10 protein-coding genes are annotated in these 15,042 nt (G+C 68.6%); 5 read left to right on the top strand and 5 right to left on the bottom strand.

Going from position 1 to position 15,042, the window contains the following annotated elements:
• Positions 1-2 precede the first annotated feature (2 nt).
• The 5 genes from ACWGIC_RS14065 to ACWGIC_RS14045 are packed head-to-tail and all read right to left on the bottom strand — an operon-like array spanning position 3 to position 9,042.
• A complete protein-coding gene (locus ACWGIC_RS14065) occupies positions 3-4,055 on the bottom strand; it encodes a TIGR02680 family protein (RefSeq protein ID WP_452076306.1) in 4,053 nt (1,350 codons plus the stop codon).
• A complete protein-coding gene (locus tag ACWGIC_RS14060; RefSeq protein WP_452076305.1) occupies positions 4,052-5,293 on the bottom strand; it encodes a TIGR02678 family protein in 1,242 nt (413 codons plus the stop codon). Before ACWGIC_RS14060 ends, ACWGIC_RS14065 begins: the two co-directional genes overlap by 4 nt.
• Positions 5,290-6,828: a TIGR02677 family protein gene (locus tag ACWGIC_RS14055; RefSeq protein WP_452076304.1), complete on the bottom strand. Its 1,539-nt coding sequence runs from the start codon at positions 6,826-6,828 to the stop codon at positions 5,290-5,292. Before ACWGIC_RS14055 ends, ACWGIC_RS14060 begins: the two co-directional genes overlap by 4 nt.
• A gap of 50 nt (positions 6,829-6,878) precedes the next feature.
• Positions 6,879-8,114 carry a TIGR02679 family protein gene (locus ACWGIC_RS14050; RefSeq protein WP_452076303.1) on the bottom strand — a complete coding sequence of 412 codons (1,236 nt, stop codon included), beginning with the start codon at positions 8,112-8,114 and terminating at the stop codon, positions 6,879-6,881.
• Between the two features lie 55 nt (positions 8,115-8,169).
• A complete protein-coding gene (locus tag ACWGIC_RS14045; protein WP_452076302.1) occupies positions 8,170-9,042 on the bottom strand; it encodes a LysR family transcriptional regulator in 873 nt (290 codons plus the stop codon).
• Between the two features lie 130 nt (positions 9,043-9,172).
• Between ACWGIC_RS14045 and ACWGIC_RS14040 the strand changes: the two genes are divergently transcribed.
• The 5 genes from ACWGIC_RS14040 to ACWGIC_RS14020 are packed head-to-tail and all read left to right on the top strand — an operon-like array spanning position 9,173 to position 15,042.
• Positions 9,173-10,339, top strand: coding sequence for a CaiB/BaiF CoA transferase family protein (locus tag ACWGIC_RS14040; RefSeq protein ID WP_452076301.1), 1,167 nt, complete (start codon positions 9,173-9,175; stop codon positions 10,337-10,339).
• 3 nt (positions 10,340-10,342) lie between these two features.
• Entirely contained in the window at positions 10,343-11,515 is a 1,173-nt protein-coding gene (locus tag ACWGIC_RS14035) for an acyl-CoA dehydrogenase family protein (protein ID WP_452076300.1), read from the top strand.
• A gap of 13 nt (positions 11,516-11,528) precedes the next feature.
• A complete protein-coding gene (locus tag ACWGIC_RS14030; protein WP_452076299.1) occupies positions 11,529-12,692 on the top strand; it encodes an acyl-CoA dehydrogenase family protein in 1,164 nt (387 codons plus the stop codon).
• A 14-nt stretch (positions 12,693-12,706) separates the two neighbouring features.
• Positions 12,707-13,564 (top strand): 3-hydroxyacyl-CoA dehydrogenase NAD-binding domain-containing protein, encoded by an 858-nt coding sequence (locus ACWGIC_RS14025; RefSeq protein ID WP_452076298.1) that lies wholly within the window; start codon positions 12,707-12,709, stop codon positions 13,562-13,564.
• Positions 13,561-15,042, top strand: coding sequence for a CoA transferase (locus ACWGIC_RS14020; protein WP_452076297.1), 1,482 nt, complete (start codon positions 13,561-13,563; stop codon positions 15,040-15,042). The genes ACWGIC_RS14025 and ACWGIC_RS14020 overlap by 4 nt, the downstream gene beginning before the upstream one ends.

The following is a 15,042-nucleotide window of genomic DNA, read 5'->3' as shown; positions in this document are numbered from 1 at the left end:
TTTTACTCGGCGTCTGCCGAGAGAAGCTGGTGACCATCCCAGGTGAAGCGGGCGGTGGTGACAGCGTCGTCACCGTCGGCACCGGTGATGAGCTGGTGGATCCCGATCCCGCTGAGTTCCGCGTAAACGCACCATTCGTGGTCGGACGTGAGCATGAGATCCAGGTCCAACGCGGACAAGAGGGCGAACACCTGGCCCCGGTTCGTCGTGTCGACGCCGACGAAGACCTCGTCGAGCAAGATGATCCGGGGTGCCTCCGGCACGACCTGGTAGTGCGCGGCGACGGCGGCGAAGAGTGGCAGGTGAAGTGCGATGGCCTTCTCCCCGCCGGACAGCGCGCCGTGCAGTTTGCGGGTCAGCAGCTGCCAGCCCTCTCCGTTGTCTCGGTCGACCTTCACCACGAACCGGTGCCACCCGGTGTAGTCGAAGACCTTGGCCAGTTGCTGTTCCCAGCCAGTGGCGGTGTCGTCGGCCTTGGCCTCCTCGATCCGGTCGCGGAAGAACTGGTGCAGGGATTCCCGATCGGCCGCGGTCAGCCGGACGGGATCCTTCAGCAGCAGGTCGCGGGCCGCTTTCGTGCCGGGCGGAAGATCGGTGGCGACCTGCCACACCAGCCGGACGGCGACTTTCGACGCGGTACGCACCTGCTCCAGCCGGTTGTTCATGTTCTCGACCAGTTCGTTCGCCTGGCGGATCCGCGCGGCGAGGTGCCGTCGCGTGTCGCCGGTGAGGGTCTGGTCGAAGAGTTCTCGTTCCCGTTCGGTGATCTCGCGGCGGCTTTCGTCGGCTTCCGCGCACAGGATCTTCAGCAGTTCGGCCGCTCCGACCCGGATCCCGTCCACCACGGCGGTGAAGATCTGCACGTCCTCGTCGGTTTCGAGGTCGAGGTCGGCGCGGGTTTGGAGAACGTCGCGGCACGCGTGCATGGATTCGGACAGCCGGTGCAGCGCGTCGCCGATGTTGCTCTGGGAATGCGGAACGCTCGGCCAGGCAGCAGCTACCAGCCGCGCGGCATCCAGCGCGGCTCGGACGCCGTCGCTCGAACCTAGGACGGTTTCGAATCTCTCAAGGTCGTCGAGGCCGCTGTCGGCGGGGAACACCCCGGATGCCAGCCTGCGGAAGCGGAGCGCTGCCGCATCGCGATCGGCCACTGCGTTCTCGTGTTCGGCCGCGTCTGTCTCCCGTCGGTTGCGCCATTCCCCGACCTCGATCGCCAGCTCGGTATGCCGGTTTTGCGTGGACTTCCGTAAGGTTTCGAGTTCGTCGAGGTGCCCGCGAAGCTTTTCGATCTTGGCCGCGACCTCGCGATACTCGGCCCCGGCAGTGCTGTCTACTGCTTCGAGAGTCGCCGCTAGCTCCAGATATTCCTCCTCGGCTTCCGCTGCTTCTTCTGCCCGCTGACGAGCATCGCCAGCGGATCGGTCCGCTTGGGTGGCCAGGGAGCCGAGCACTTGCCGCGCTGAGCGCAGGTCGTCGTGGCTTTCCAGCCAGTTCTCGCAGGCGGCGTGGAACGCGCGGGTGGCCGAGGCCAGATTCGCCAGCGCGGCCCGTTCGGCGGGCATCCCGTGTTCGGCGGCACAGGCGGTCAGCGTCCGCAGGGCATCCGCGACCTCGCGTTCTCGCTTGCCGACCCGTTCGATGCGCTCGCGCACGAGCCGATCGGCCGCGGCGAGTCCTGCTTCCGCCAGGTCGAGCTGCCTCACGGCGGTGTTGAGGGCCGTGTGCGGAGGCAGGCTCGCCCGCTCGTCGCGCACGGTTCGCCGACGTAGGGAGAGCGCGGACAGTTCTGCCTCGACGTCGGCTATTTCCTTGCCCAGTAAGAGGATTTCGTTCTGCAGTTCCTCGATCCTCAGCTCGCGAGCGCGTCGGCGGGCGGCTGCGCCGATGTAGGCCGGACGCTTCTTCTGCCAACTGCCGGTGAGGTTTCCGAGCCGCCACGAGCCGTCCGCCCCGATCGCGGCGGAGCCTTCTGCGGGCAGCGCGTCGCCGAAACCCACAGAAGCGAGCAGCCTGTGCACCGCAGGTACCGGGACCTCGCCGCCGGGCTCGGGGGAAAGGACGTCCGCGAGCGAACGGCCGTCCGCCGCGGGCAAGACGTCCGGGTCGGCGAAGACGTCGTGGCCCTGAACCTCGCCGCGCGAACCGACCCAAGCGTCCAGCAGTCCCGCGCCTTCGAGCGCGGCTTCGATTCCGGCGCGGTCGTTTTCCGGACTGTCGGCGGAGAAGTCGACAAGCCGCCACAACGGCGCACCGGCCATCCGCGTCCGGTCAGCGGTGCGGGTCGACGGCGCGGGCGGGGGAAGGTCCTTTTCGGACTGGAGCCGGGCGATCTCGGTGCCGCAGTCGTCCCGTCGCTGTCGTAACTCGGTCACCCGCGCTTCGCGGGAAGCTTCCTGCCGGGTGATGTCCTCCAATGCCGTGTTGACCGCGTTCTCCACCTCGGCGTTCAACGCCCGTTCTGATTCGAGGAGGTCCAGCAGCAGGTCAGGCTCGGGAAACGCCAGCTCGCGACAGGCACTCGCCCACGCGAGTACATCGGTTCGCAGCTGTTCCAACGCGGCTGTCTGCTGCGCCGCGGCAAGGTCCAGTTCTTCCTTCGCCTTGGAGAACGCCGACCTGGCCTGCTCCAGTTCCTCCTCCGCCTGCCCCCGGCGGTCGACGGCGCGCTCGTGGCCGTCCAGCGCTTCGTCGACTGCCCGCAGCTGCTCCTCCCGGCTTTGCACGGCGGCGCGCAGCAACGGCCGGGCCGCGGCCGGGTTGTCGCCGTCCAGTTGAGCCGCGAGCTCGTTGTGCACGCTGGGCATCCCGGCGCGGACGGCGGCCTGCCGGGTTTCGTCGGTCAGGTTCCGTACGTGCTCCGTCCGGCGGCGGACGTCTTGTTCCGCGATGCTCCTGTCGCGCTCGTCTTCCTCCGCTGCCTTTTTCTTCCGGCCGGACGCGGCCGTCAACCGCTCCGCCCGGGACTTGGCGTCGCCGGTTCGCCTGCGAAGGAGTTCCAGTTCCGAACCGCGCTGATAGGCCTCGCTCTCGATCAACCCGGTCTTGTGCGCCGACGAGGTGCGGATCTGCTTGGCCAGTTCGTCGATCTGGTGTTCAGCGGCTTCCTTTTCCCGCGTCGCGGTTTCGTACCGGGCCGCCGACTCGTGTGCCGTCGAGGCCCGCTTCTCCATCTCGGTGGTGGCTGAGATCAGCGTGCCCGCGCCGGCGCGCAGCACCCGCTGGGCGTACGTCCGCTGCCGGGCAGCCAGCGTGCGGGTCGATTCGACCAGCTCCTCCAGCCCCTTCAACCGTTCGTGGTGCTTGTCCAGCCTTTCGAAGCCCTCGGCGAGGTCGGCGATTTCCTGCCGGCCCAGCGGCGGGAGCGCCTTGGAGAGCAGGTCGGACAGCATGCCCGGGTCCAGCCGTTGCGACAGCTTCGGCATGCGCAACTGGAGCAGCGCGAGGATCAACGCGTCGAACCGCTGTTCGCTCAGCCCCGGGAACAGCGTGGTGCGGACCTCGGCCCGGTAGTCGGTCGCGTTCCCGTAGAGCGTGCCGTCGGCGCCGAGCCGTTGTTCGAGCGCCTGCCGGGTCAGCGGCTGCCCGGAATCGTTGACCAGGTCGAGGCCGCCGGGAATCCTGATCCGCTGGGAGGTCGTGAAATAGTCCGGGTGCACGGTCGAGGTGCGGGAGCTGGCCTGAAGCCGTGCGCCGCAGGTGAACCACCGCTCGGGGGTTCCCGGAAAACGGAACTCCAGCCAGACGTATCCGACCCGGGTCACCCCGGTCGCACCTTCGCCCATGAGGTTCCAGTGCATCGTGCGTTCGCCGGTGCCGAACGTGGACAGCCTGTTCGCGCGGAGGCTCGCGTCGAAGAGGAACGGCAGCAGCAGTTCGAGTGCCTTCGACTTGCCGCTGCCGTTCGGTCCCCGGAGCAGAAGCCTGCCGTGGTGGAATTCGAAGACCTCGTCGTAATACCGCCAGATGTTCAGGATCCCGGCGCGAACCGGTTGCCACCGGTCCGCCTGGGGCGAGAACGAGTCCTCGGCGTGCCGAGGGAGTTTGGTGACCGTCATTCCGACGCTCCTTCGGGATCAGAGGTGCGGGCTTCGCGGACGGTATAGCGCGCTGCCGCGGGAAGCGGCCGGACGATTCCGGAAGACAGCTGGGCCAAACCGAAGGCCATCAGCACCTCGATCGCATCGGCGGCCAGCCGGGCCGCACCGTCCGTACCGCGATATCCCTCGGCCCAACGAGGGAATCGGCTGAGCAGCCCAGATGCTTCAACGCGCAACTGCTCGACAGTGACCGGGCCAGTGAGCTTCTCGAGCAAGAGGAGCGCGGCCACCTTCGCGTTGCCTGCGTCGTCGGGGAAACGGGAATCCGTCGCGACGCTCTCGATGTCAACCAGCAGCACGCCCTCCGCGCGCTCTTCCAAGACGAAGCCGCCCTGTTCGGCCGCTCGGCGAAGCAGTTGCCGTCCGGTGGGGGAGGCTAGGTACGCGCGTTCAGCGCTGCTGAGGTCTTCGAAGTAGAGCACGGGGTCGTCGACCAGCCGACGGAAAACTGAGTGCCGGAGCCACAGATTGCGCTGTACGTCCGATTGCCTGGGACGGTCGCTGTGTGCGCTGGAGTCGCCGTAACGACGTTCGCGGGACACGGCAGCGAGGAGTTCCTCGAAGCGAAGCGCGACTTCGTCAAGCGGCACCGCGAGACGAGAAGGCCCGATCGGTGCGGACAGCAACCGCAGCAGCAACGTGCCGTCGATCTGGTACAGCACTTTGGCTTCGGTCGATTCGACGAACGCTTCGGTCGAGCCGTCGACCGCGTCGAGGACGCCGTAGTGCTCCAACAGCCGGAGGACATCGACCAACGCCCGCCGTTCTTCGCGGCTGGCGGTGTCCAGGGTCGCGAGCGCTTCGTCGGCGGCGGTGGCTTGGACCACTCGTTTCGCGAGCAATCCGATGGTGGTCACCGGCGTCGCGAGCAGTTCCGCCGCGGTGAGGCACAAGAGCACATAACGTCGCCGATCGAACGGAGCTTTGCCGGAGCGGAGCCGGCGCAGCGGTCGGCTCGGGTCCTCCGCGACCCGCACCTTGGCCAGGCGCGCGTAACCGAGCCGCGGCTCGACCGTCAAAGCCCAGCCGCAGTAGTAGTCGAACCATTGCCGGATCGGATCGCCGCGTCGCCGGATCAAGTCGAACGCGTCCGGTTTGCCGCGTTCGGTGATCAGCGGAGTGGCGAGGAGCTGGCGGATTCCCAGCGCGACCTCCTCGCGCTCTGCCGCGGCCAGTTGATTCGCCAGCTGGCTCATGACCCGCCCCCGCTCGCGCGGCGGACCCGGCTGGCGCCCCCGGAACGGATCTCGATCTCGTAGTCGGGTCCGTGGAAGAACCCGCGCGGAGTGGCGAGCTTGGCGACCGCTCCGTCGGACGGCGGGCGGAGCAGAATCTCGATCCGGCCGTCGGAAGTCGTGCTCTGCCGGACACCGCCTCGGCCCGGGCCGGTTCCGAGAGCGCGGCCGAGCAGGTCGAGCAGTCTTTCGAACACCGCGTGGTCGAGCCTGCCGAAGGCGGAGAGCCGGATCGGCCCGCCGGTGTCGAGCAGGTCCCAGGCGGCTTCCAGTTCGGCTCGCTCGGCGCGGGCCTGCTCCGCCCTCGCCGCCTTGATCGCGGCGACGTCGCGGACTCTGCCGGTGCGGCTGAACCGCTCGGTCTTCCCGGAGGTGCGGAGCAAGGGGGAGACCTCGACCGGGGGAGCTTCTTCCCACGACGTGGCCGAGCTGATCAGCTCGGGATCGGGATGGGCGAGATGGGCGTGGCGCGCCGAGCTGAGGCCGAAGACCGTCGACCACAACCGGTGCAGATCGCCCTGGGCGGGGACGGCGGCGAACCACCTGGCCAGTTCGCGGAAATCGGCCGCCGCGCTGCTGGCCCGCCGCCGTGATTCGGTGATCCGGTCGAGGACTTGCAGCAGCGTGATGATCGCGCGGCGGGCGACGACATGCAGCTGTTCGGCTCGTGGCGTCGCTCCGTCCGAGGGCAGGAACCAGGCCCGCAGCCCGTCCCAGCGAGCCCGGCGATGCGCCAGCCACTCCGGACCGGGATCGGTGCCGGAGAGCTGCGGCAGATCCGCCCCGACCAGTGCGCGCTGGTGCATCAGGGCGACCCCGCGGTCTTCGATCTGCTGGATCCGGACGCTGATCGTGTGCTTCCGCTGCTCCAGGTCTGTCAGGAACTCCTCGAGGTAGGCCACCGTGGACGCCTTGACCTCATGGAAGGTGTCGAGGGTGGCTCCTTCCGAACGCAGCAGCCGCTGCAGTTCGCCGTTGAACTGCTTGGTGTTCGCGCGCAACGCTTCAAGATGGCTTTCCAGTTCGGTCAGCGCGGTGAACACCCGGCGATCCGAACCAGCGTCCAGTTCGCGCGCCAAATCGGCGAGCCGGTCGGCGATCGCGTCGAGGACCGCTGTTTGCAGCGCTCCGGCCGAGGCGAGCACACCCATCGCGTGCACGACGCCGGCGAACGCGGCTTCGCCTTGCCTGGTCAGGGAATACTGCAGGTTGCGCCGCTCGTACTCGGCGGCTGAGCGGTAGTTCTCCGAGTGGTTCTGGACGATGTCGACGAGGTGCCAGGCGTGGAGCTGCTCCAGCGCACGCCGGAGGTCCTCGTCTTCGAGCGCGTCGAGCCAGCCGACCGAACGCAAGCGGGCCCGGACGTCGTCCAATCCGAGGGAAGTCTCCAGCCGCTCGTTCGCCTCTCCGAAAGCGTGCAGCACCGACACGTACAGCCCAGCCAGGTCTCCGCTGGTGAAGCGGAACATCTCAGGCGGGACACGGATCGGGTCCATGCGTCCTCCCGCAGTCGTCACCGGCAACGGTACGGGAGGACACCGACACTTCAGCCGTTCGGCCGCACGGCCCCGGTTCGAGAGGACAGTTGTTCGACGATCTCGTCGAACAGGCGGTCGGCGACGCGTTCTTCCGGCACCGTTTTCCCTTGCTCAGCCAGGTGGATCGCCAGTTCCGGATCCCACGGAACCGGGGTCGCCCTCCCCGCCGGAGGGCCGTCGGCGAGGGCGGCGAGGTAGTCGGCGCTCGTCATCCGCCAAGGCTGCGCACCGGTTCGGGCTACGACATTCGCGGCGATTCGCAGTCCGTCACCGTCGAAATCGCCGTGGTAGTACAGAGTTGTTCCGATCTGCGCCAGCTGCTTCAGCAATGCGACCCCGGCGCTGCTCGGCCAGCCGGACGTGCAGACCATGGGGGGACAGGAACTGCCGAAGCGGGCCAGCGCGAGGGCGAGAACGCTGGGATTCTCGAACACCCAGACCGTGCTCGGCGCTGCTGCCAGCCTGGAGCCGCGGAGCTGCTGCAACGTCAAGACGGCAGCCGTTCCCGTGTCGCGGCACGCCTGGAGGATCCGGCCGACGACGTGGTCGCCGGGGAGCTGGAGCCCAGCCGCGAGCACGGTTGACGACAGTTCGTCGTCGGCGATGCCCGCTCGCTCCCACAGCGCGCGACGTTCAGGTGCGTCCGTCGGCGGCGGCACGTCGTAGATCGCGGTCAGCGCTTTGAGGACGAGATTCGCGGTGCGGGTGCCCTCGTCCAGCGCGTGAGTCGCATCGAGCACCGAGTCGGCGAATACCGGCAAGGGCACCCCCGCGGCCGGCAGTTCGGACAGCACGCGCAGCGCCCGCTCGAGTTCGAGCTGGGTGCGTTCGATCGAACCGTCGATCAAGCCGGCCCGGCGGATGCCCGACGTCCAGGACCGCAACGCTGGCTGTGCGGCGATCACTGGATGGCCGTCCAGCCAATTCCACAGCCGGGCTCGGGCTTCAGCGGCCGTCCGGCGATCCTCTGCCCGGTTGCCGATCGGGCCGACCAGCCTCGCGACGACTTCGCGCACCCCGGTGCCGGTGACTTCGTGAAGGACTTCGTCCAATCGGGTCAAGGCGATGTTCGGGTACTGCCCGGGCAACTGGGCCGAGCCGAGCAGGTCGGCGACAGCCGTTTGCTGCTCGGCGTCGAGCGGGCCGACGCGGACGCGGCTGACCGGAAGCCCGGACGAGAGCCGGGCGTGGACTGCTTGCCATACCGGGGCCAGCGCCGCGGGAAGACGGTGGATGGGGTCCACTTTGGCGAGTGTAGGGCTCGTGAGTGGCAATGCCGGTTCTAACCGGGATTGCCACTCACGAGACGCGGGCGTGCCGCAGCACCTCGACCACCGGATCCAGCCGGGTGTCGGCGGTGCGCCGGATCAGGAACGTGGTCAGCGTGGCGACGAGATCGTCGATCGGCAGGACCGCGCATTCGTTCGGGTCCAGTGCCAGCACGGTCGCGGATTCGATCGGCACGAGGGTGAAACTCTTGGTGCTGCGCAAGAAGATCAACAACCCGCTGACGTCGGAGAACTGCGCTTCCGGATCGACCAGCACGCCCCGGGTGGCGAGCTGCTCGGCGCGCCGGGAGCCCAGATCCCAGTGTCGCGGACCTTGCAAATACTGGAATCCGCGCAGGTCAGCCAGGGTGAGCGAGGTGCGGCCGGGGAATCGCGACGCGTCCACCACGGCGCCGAGCGGCTCGCGGTAGAGGACGATTGTGGACAGCCGGTCGTCGGAAGTGCCCAAATGCGACACCGCGAGGTCGAGCGAGTTGCTGAGCAGCGCCGACTCCATCCCGAGCGACGGCATCTGCCGCAGCGTGAACCGGTAGGAGCCGTCCAGTGCCCGGATCGATTCGCTGAGCTGGCGGCGGTGCGCGGGGTTGAGCACGTCGGGGATGGCGAGGCGGACGTCGGCGCGCTGGTCGCGGGTGCGCATCCGGAGCGGAATGGCGTCGAAGCCGGAAACGACCGATTCGGCGAGCGGCAGCAGCGCTTCGCCCGCTTCGGACAGCCGGGTGTGGTGGGTGGAGCGGTCGAACAGCGGTTCGCCCAGCTCGCGTTCGAGGTCGCGAATGCGCTGGCTGAGCGGCGGCACCGACATGTTCAACGCGCGCGCGGCGCGGGTGAAGTTCAGCTCGCGCGCGACCGCGAGGAAGTACCGCAGGTGGTGTATCTCCACGCTGAGCAGCGTACCCACGGTGTTATCACCGTGGTCATACCGATCTGATGCACTCGGTCATTCCCTTCCGGTGAGCGAGCGCTTAGCGTCAGTGGTGAAGCCAAGATCGTCAACGGGAGGGACCGCGAAGATGGATGCCACCGGACCGCTTTCCGGGGTGAAGGTGCTCGACCTTTCGTCCGCGGTGATGGGCCCGTACGCCACGCAGATCCTCGGCGACTTCGGCGCCGACGTGATCCGGGTCGAACCGCTGCGCGACGTCGCCCGGCACTCGCCGGCCAACACCGGCCGCACGCCCGGGATGGCCCCGCTGTACATGCAGGTCAACCAGAACAAACGCAGTATCGAACTCGACCTCAAGGACCCCGCCGGCCGCGAAGACCTCTTCGCCCTGCTCGCCGACGCCGACGTCCTCGTCACCAACATGCGCGCCGCCGCGCTCGACCGGCTCGGCCTCGGTTACGAGCAGCTGCGCGAACGCTTCCCGCGCCTCGTCTACGCCCACGCGCAGGGTTTCGCGCCGACCTCGTCGCGCGCCAACCGGCCCGCCTACGACGAGGTCATCCAGGCCACGTCCGGACTGGTCAGCCTGCAGGACCGGGCGGGCGGCACGCTCCAGTTCGTCCCGACCTTCATCGCCGACAAGACCGCCGCGCTGTACCTGCTCAACGGCGTGCTCGCCGCGCTCTTCGACCAGCAGCGCACCGGCAAGGGCCAGCAGGTCGAACTGGCGATGGCCGACGCGATGATCGCGGTCAACCTGGTCGAACACCTGGCTGGCGACGTCTTCGTCCCGGCCGCCGGCGACGTCGGCAACCCGCTTTCGCTCAGCGACACGCACGCGGCCATGCGCACGGCCGACGGCGGCGCGATCGCCGCGGTGCCCTACACCAACGACGCCGTGCGGACGCTGCTGATCGGGGCCGGCCTCGAGGACGCCGCGGCCGATCCGGCCTGGGACTCCCCGGTGATCGACCGGGAGATTTTCACCGCGGGGGTGGAGAAGGTGCTGGCCAACTCGACCAGCCGCACCACCGCGGAGTGGGAGGAGTACCTGACCGCCCACGACGTTCCGTACGCGGTCGTCGTCGACATCGCCGACCTGCCGACCGACCCGTACGTTCAGGAAGTCGGGCTGATCACCGAGCGGGAACACCCGACCGAGGGCACGATCCGCGTCGTGGAGAGCCCGCTGCATTTCTCGCGGACCCCGGCCGGGTTCCGCAGGCACGCCGAACGCGCTGGCGCGAGCACCGCCGAAGTCGTCGGGGCCGTACGCACCACTGAAGGGGTTTGATCGATGGATCTCGAACTGTCTAAAGAGGACCTCGCGTTCCGCGACGGGCTGCGGGAGGTGTTCCTCGGCGCGATTCCCGAGGAAATCCGCAAGCGCAGCGCACTCGGCCTGATCACGCGCGACGACATCGTCACCAGCCAGCGGATCCTGAACGAGCACGGCCTGGCTGTGCCGCACTGGCCGGTCAAGTGGGGCGGTCGCGATTGGACTCCGACCCAGTCCCACATCTACGCCTCCGAACTGCAGCGCAACGCGGTGCCGCAGCCGCTCGCCTTCAACGCGAGCATGGTGGGCCCGATCATCGCCGAGTTCGGCAGCGAGGAGCAGAAGCAGAAGTTCCTGCCCGCCACCGCGAATCTCGACATCTGGTGGTCGCAGGGCTTCTCCGAGCCGGAGGCCGGGTCGGACCTCGCCGGGCTGCGCACGACCGCTCGCCTCGAAGGCGACCACTACGTCCTCAATGGACAGAAGACCTGGACCACGCTTGGCCAGTACGGCGACTGGATGTTCGTGCTCGCGCGGACCAACCCGGACGCGCCGCGCAAGCAGCAGGGCCTGTCCTTCCTGCTGCTCGACCTGAACACGCCGGGCATCGAGCGTCGTCCGATCAAGCTGGTCGACGGTTCCGCCGAGGTCAACGAGTTCTTCTTCGACAACGTGGTGATCCCGGCGGAGAACCTCGTCGGCGAGGAGAACAAGGGCTGGACGTACGCGAAGTTCCTGCTCGGCAACGAGCGCAACGGCATCGCGCAGGTCGGCACCGGTCAGCGGATCTTCGCCGACCTCGCCGCCGCGGCCGCTGATCTGCCCACTGAGGACGGTCCGCTCGCTGACGACGCGGAGTTCCGCGCGGCCATGCACACCGCGAAGACCACGCTGCTCGCGCTGGAGGCGACCCAGATGCGGGTCACCGCCGCTTCGGAAAACGGCCAGCCGAGCCCGGTGTCGTCGCTGCTCAAGATGGAGGGCACGCAGGCACTGCAGGCGCTCACGAAGCTGCGCATGCGCGCGGCCGGTTCCGACGGCATGCTGCTGGACACCGAATCGCCGGTGCGGGCCGACGAGGCCTCCGTGGTGGCCGCGGCGCAGTACCTGAACCAGCGGAAGCTGTCGATTTTCGGCGGCTCCAACGAAATCCAGCGCGGCGTCATCGCGAAGACGATCCTCGGTCTGTAAGGGACGGCGACTCATGAACCTCGAATTCAACGAAGACCAGAAGCTGCTGTTCGAGACCGTCGACACGGCGGTTGGCCGCGGCTACCCGGCAGGCGGCCGCGCGGCCGCGACGAGCAGCGAACTCGGATGGAACGACCAGGTCTGGAGCACGCTCGGCGAGCTGGGGCTCGCCGGACTCCCGATCTCCGCCGACCACGACGGCGCGGGCGCCGGCCCGGTCGAGGTCTACGCGACGCTGGAGGCGATGGGCAAGCACGCGGCGGCCGAACCGCTGCTCGACAACGTTTTCCTGCCGTCGTGGATCATCGCCGAGCTGGGCACCGACGACCAGGTCAAGGAGCTGTTGCCGCTGCTGGCCAGCGGCGGCACGACGATCGCGGTCGCGCACGCCGAGCCGGGACGTCCGTGGGGCGTCGCGCCGTCGGTGTCGGCGGCCGGTTCCGCGCTGACCGGGGTCAAGTCGCCGGTGCGCAACGCCGACCAGGCCGACAAGTTCCTGGTCACCGCGGTCGACGAGAACGGCCGCACCGGGGTGTACCTGGTCGAGGCCACCGCGGACGGCATCACCCGGGTGGACGGTCGCGCCGCGGACTGGGGCCACACCTCGCAGGTCGAGTTCGCTGGTACGCCAGCGGTTCTGCTCGGAACCTCGGACGCTGAGGTGTCGGCCGCGTTGCGTCGCGCGTTCTCACGGGCGCGGGTCGCGGTGACCGGCGAGGCGATCGGCCTGATGGAGACCGGGCTCGCCATGACGGTCGAATACCTCAAGACCCGCAAGCAGTTCGGTGTTCCGCTGGCGGCGTTCCAGGCTCTCGTGCACCGCGCCGCCGACCTGTACGCGAAGGTCGAGCTGGCTCGTTCGCTGGCGCTGTGGGCCACCGCGACGGTCGAGGCTTACGACAACGGTGCCTCCACAGTGGACCTCGCGACCGCGGCTGACGACGCGTTCGTGTTCGTGTGCGACGCGGCGACCGCGGCTGCCGAGGAGATCGTCCAGCTGCACGGCGGCATCGGAATGACTTACGAATCAGAGGTCGCGCACCACGCGGCGCGCCTCATTGCAATTACGGAGAGTTACGGCGGAGTGAGCGCGGCCCGTCGCCGCGCGCTAGCGTCGGACGCGTTGCTGACGCCGCCGAGCGCGCTGCTCAACAACGCGGACGCGGTCACCGCCTGAGAAAGGAGTGCGCCATGCCGGTCGTCGCGATCGTCGGCGCTGGGGTCATCGGAGTGTCGTGGGCTCGGCTGTTCGCCGAGGCCGGCTGGACGGTGCGGGTCAGCGATCCGCGTCCGGACCTGGGGGACATCGTCGCCCGGGACCTCGCCGGGCTGCCCGCCACGGCAGTCGCGGACCTCGCGGAAGCCGCTGAAGGGGCCGACTTCGTCCAGGAGTCGGGCCCGGAGCGGATCGAGCTGAAGCGGGAAATGTTCGCGACGCTCGCCGCCGCCACGCGCGACGACGTAGTGCTGGCCTCCTCCTCGTCGTCGCTGTTGCCCTCGGTAATCGCCGAGGGCAACGCGGCGGCGTCGCGGATCGTGATCGGGCACCCGTTCAACCCGCCCGAGCTGATGCCGCTGGTCGAGGTAGTGCCCGGGGCTTCGACCTCAGAGGAGACCGTGGCGAAGGCCGTCGAGGTCTACCGCGGGCTGGGCAAGAAGCCGATCACCCTGAAGAAGGAAGTGCCCGGCTTCGTCGGGAACCGGCTGCAGAAGGTCTTCAACGACCAGGCGATGTACCTCGTGCAGCAGGGCGTCGTGTCCGCGACGGACCTGGACGAGCTGGTCAAGGCGTCGCTCGGGCCGCGGTGGGCGACCATCGGGCCGTTCGAGAGCATGCACCTCGGCGGCGGCCCGGACGGGATGCGGCATCTGGTGGGCCACGTCGGCTCGCAGATGAAGTTCGAGATCGGCCGCCCGGACCGCGAACACTTCGAGTCGGTGATCGAGGAGGTCGAACAGGCCTACGGCACCGCGGACACTTACTCGCAGCGGGTCGAAGCTCGCGACAGCCGGACTCGCGCGGTGCTGGACGCGCTGGAGAAGGAATGAGCCTCACCGAGCAGCTCGAAGCCGCGCTCGCCAAGCCTGCCACCACCGGCGAGTACGACCTGCACCAGCCGCTGGCCGATCTGCTCGGCTCGGTCGGTCTGCAAGAGTCCGACGCCGGCGGCCGGATCGAGTTCACCGGAGCCGACCCGGTGCTGCCGGGCGCGCTGCGGCTGGCCGGGGCGACGTCCATCGCCTTGGCGGCGAAATCCGTTGCGGTGGCGAAGATCTGGCAGCTGCGCGGCGGACGCGGGCAGGACATCTCGATGGACCTGCGGACCGCGCCGCACCGGCTGTGCCCGTTCTACGACAAGAAGTGGGAACTGCTCGACGGTTACCCGCAAGGAGATCCGGCGCGCGTCGACCCGGCGTTCGGCACGGATCGGTTCTACGCCACCGCGGACGGCCGCTGGGTGCATCCGATCAGCCCGTACCCGAAGCTGCGCAACGACGCGGCCGCCCTGCTGGGCGTCCCGGAGCGGGATGCCTTGGTACAGCAAGCGATCGCGCAGCGGAACTCGTTCGAGCTGGAGGACGCCGCCGAGGCCGCGGGCGTCATCATGCCGGTGGTGCGCACGACCGAAGAGCTGATGGCGACCGAGCAGTACCAGTCGGTGCTGTCGACGATGCCGCCGGTGATTGTCGAGCGGATCGGCGACAGTCCAGCGGAACCGTTGCACCGCAACCCTTCCACGCCACTCGAAGGAATCCGCGCGCTCGGCCGGGCACACATCATCGCGGGCGCTGGCTGTGGCCGTGCGCTGGCATTGCACGGTGCGGACGTGCTGAACGTCTGGGATCCCGGCGAATACGAACTGCCGGTGCTGTACGCGACGTCCAATGTGGGCGTTCGTTCGACGCGGCTCGACTTCCGCCGCCCGGCCGACCAAGACCGGATGCACTGGCTGCTGACCGGTGCGGACATCTTCTACGCCAACCGCCGCCCAGGCTACCTCGCGCGGCACGGTCTGGACGCGGAAACCGCCGCCGAAATCCGGCCCGGCATCATCCACGCCGAGGTGACGCTCAACGGCGGCACCGGCCCGTGGTCCGGCCGCGTCGGTTTCGATCAGACCGCTGGCTGCCTGTCCGGCGTCATGCTGCTGGAAGGCGAGGGCGGGGTTCCGTCGCTGCCCGCCGTGCCGGTGGTGAACGATTACATCACGTCGTGGTTCCTGCAGCTGGGAATCCTGCGCGCGCTCATGCTCCGCGCGGAATGGGGCGGTTCGTATCGCGTGCAGGTTTCGCTGACGCGCGTCGCCTTGTGGTTGCTGAGCCTGGGAATCTTCGACAAGGGCTACGCTGCTGAGGTCGCCGGCGTCGCGCCCGGGCACGAATACTTCGACCCCGAGACGTTCACCGCGGACACCCCGCTCGGCCGCTATCGCGGCGTCACCGAGCAGATCCGGATGTCGGAGACGCCGGGTTATTACACGAATCCTTTGATCCCCATGGGATCGCACCGTCCAGAGTGGAGGTGA

It is taken from the genome of Amycolatopsis sp. NPDC054798, from assembly GCF_053611505.1.
The sequence above is the reverse complement of the archived record's forward strand: the minus strand, read 5'-3'. Positions and strand labels throughout refer to the sequence as shown.

What these genes read in the sequence shown, in the direction of transcription:
- ACWGIC_RS14065 (WP_452076306.1), bottom strand. Translation starts at nt 4,055, where the DNA reads ATGACGGTCACCAAACTCCCTCGGCACGCCGAGGACTCGTTCTCGCCC.
- ACWGIC_RS14060 (WP_452076305.1), bottom strand. Translation starts at nt 5,293, where the DNA reads ATGAGCCAGCTGGCGAATCAACTGGCCGCGGCAGAGCGCGAGGAGGTC.
- ACWGIC_RS14055 (WP_452076304.1), bottom strand. Translation starts at nt 6,828, where the DNA reads ATGGACCCGATCCGTGTCCCGCCTGAGATGTTCCGCTTCACCAGCGGA.
- ACWGIC_RS14040 (WP_452076301.1), top strand. Translation starts at nt 9,173, where the DNA reads ATGGATGCCACCGGACCGCTTTCCGGGGTGAAGGTGCTCGACCTTTCG.
- ACWGIC_RS14035 (WP_452076300.1), top strand. Translation starts at nt 10,343, where the DNA reads ATGGATCTCGAACTGTCTAAAGAGGACCTCGCGTTCCGCGACGGGCTG.
- ACWGIC_RS14030 (WP_452076299.1), top strand. Translation starts at nt 11,529, where the DNA reads ATGAACCTCGAATTCAACGAAGACCAGAAGCTGCTGTTCGAGACCGTC.
- ACWGIC_RS14025 (WP_452076298.1), top strand. Translation starts at nt 12,707, where the DNA reads ATGCCGGTCGTCGCGATCGTCGGCGCTGGGGTCATCGGAGTGTCGTGG.
- ACWGIC_RS14020 (WP_452076297.1), top strand. Translation starts at nt 13,561, where the DNA reads ATGAGCCTCACCGAGCAGCTCGAAGCCGCGCTCGCCAAGCCTGCCACC.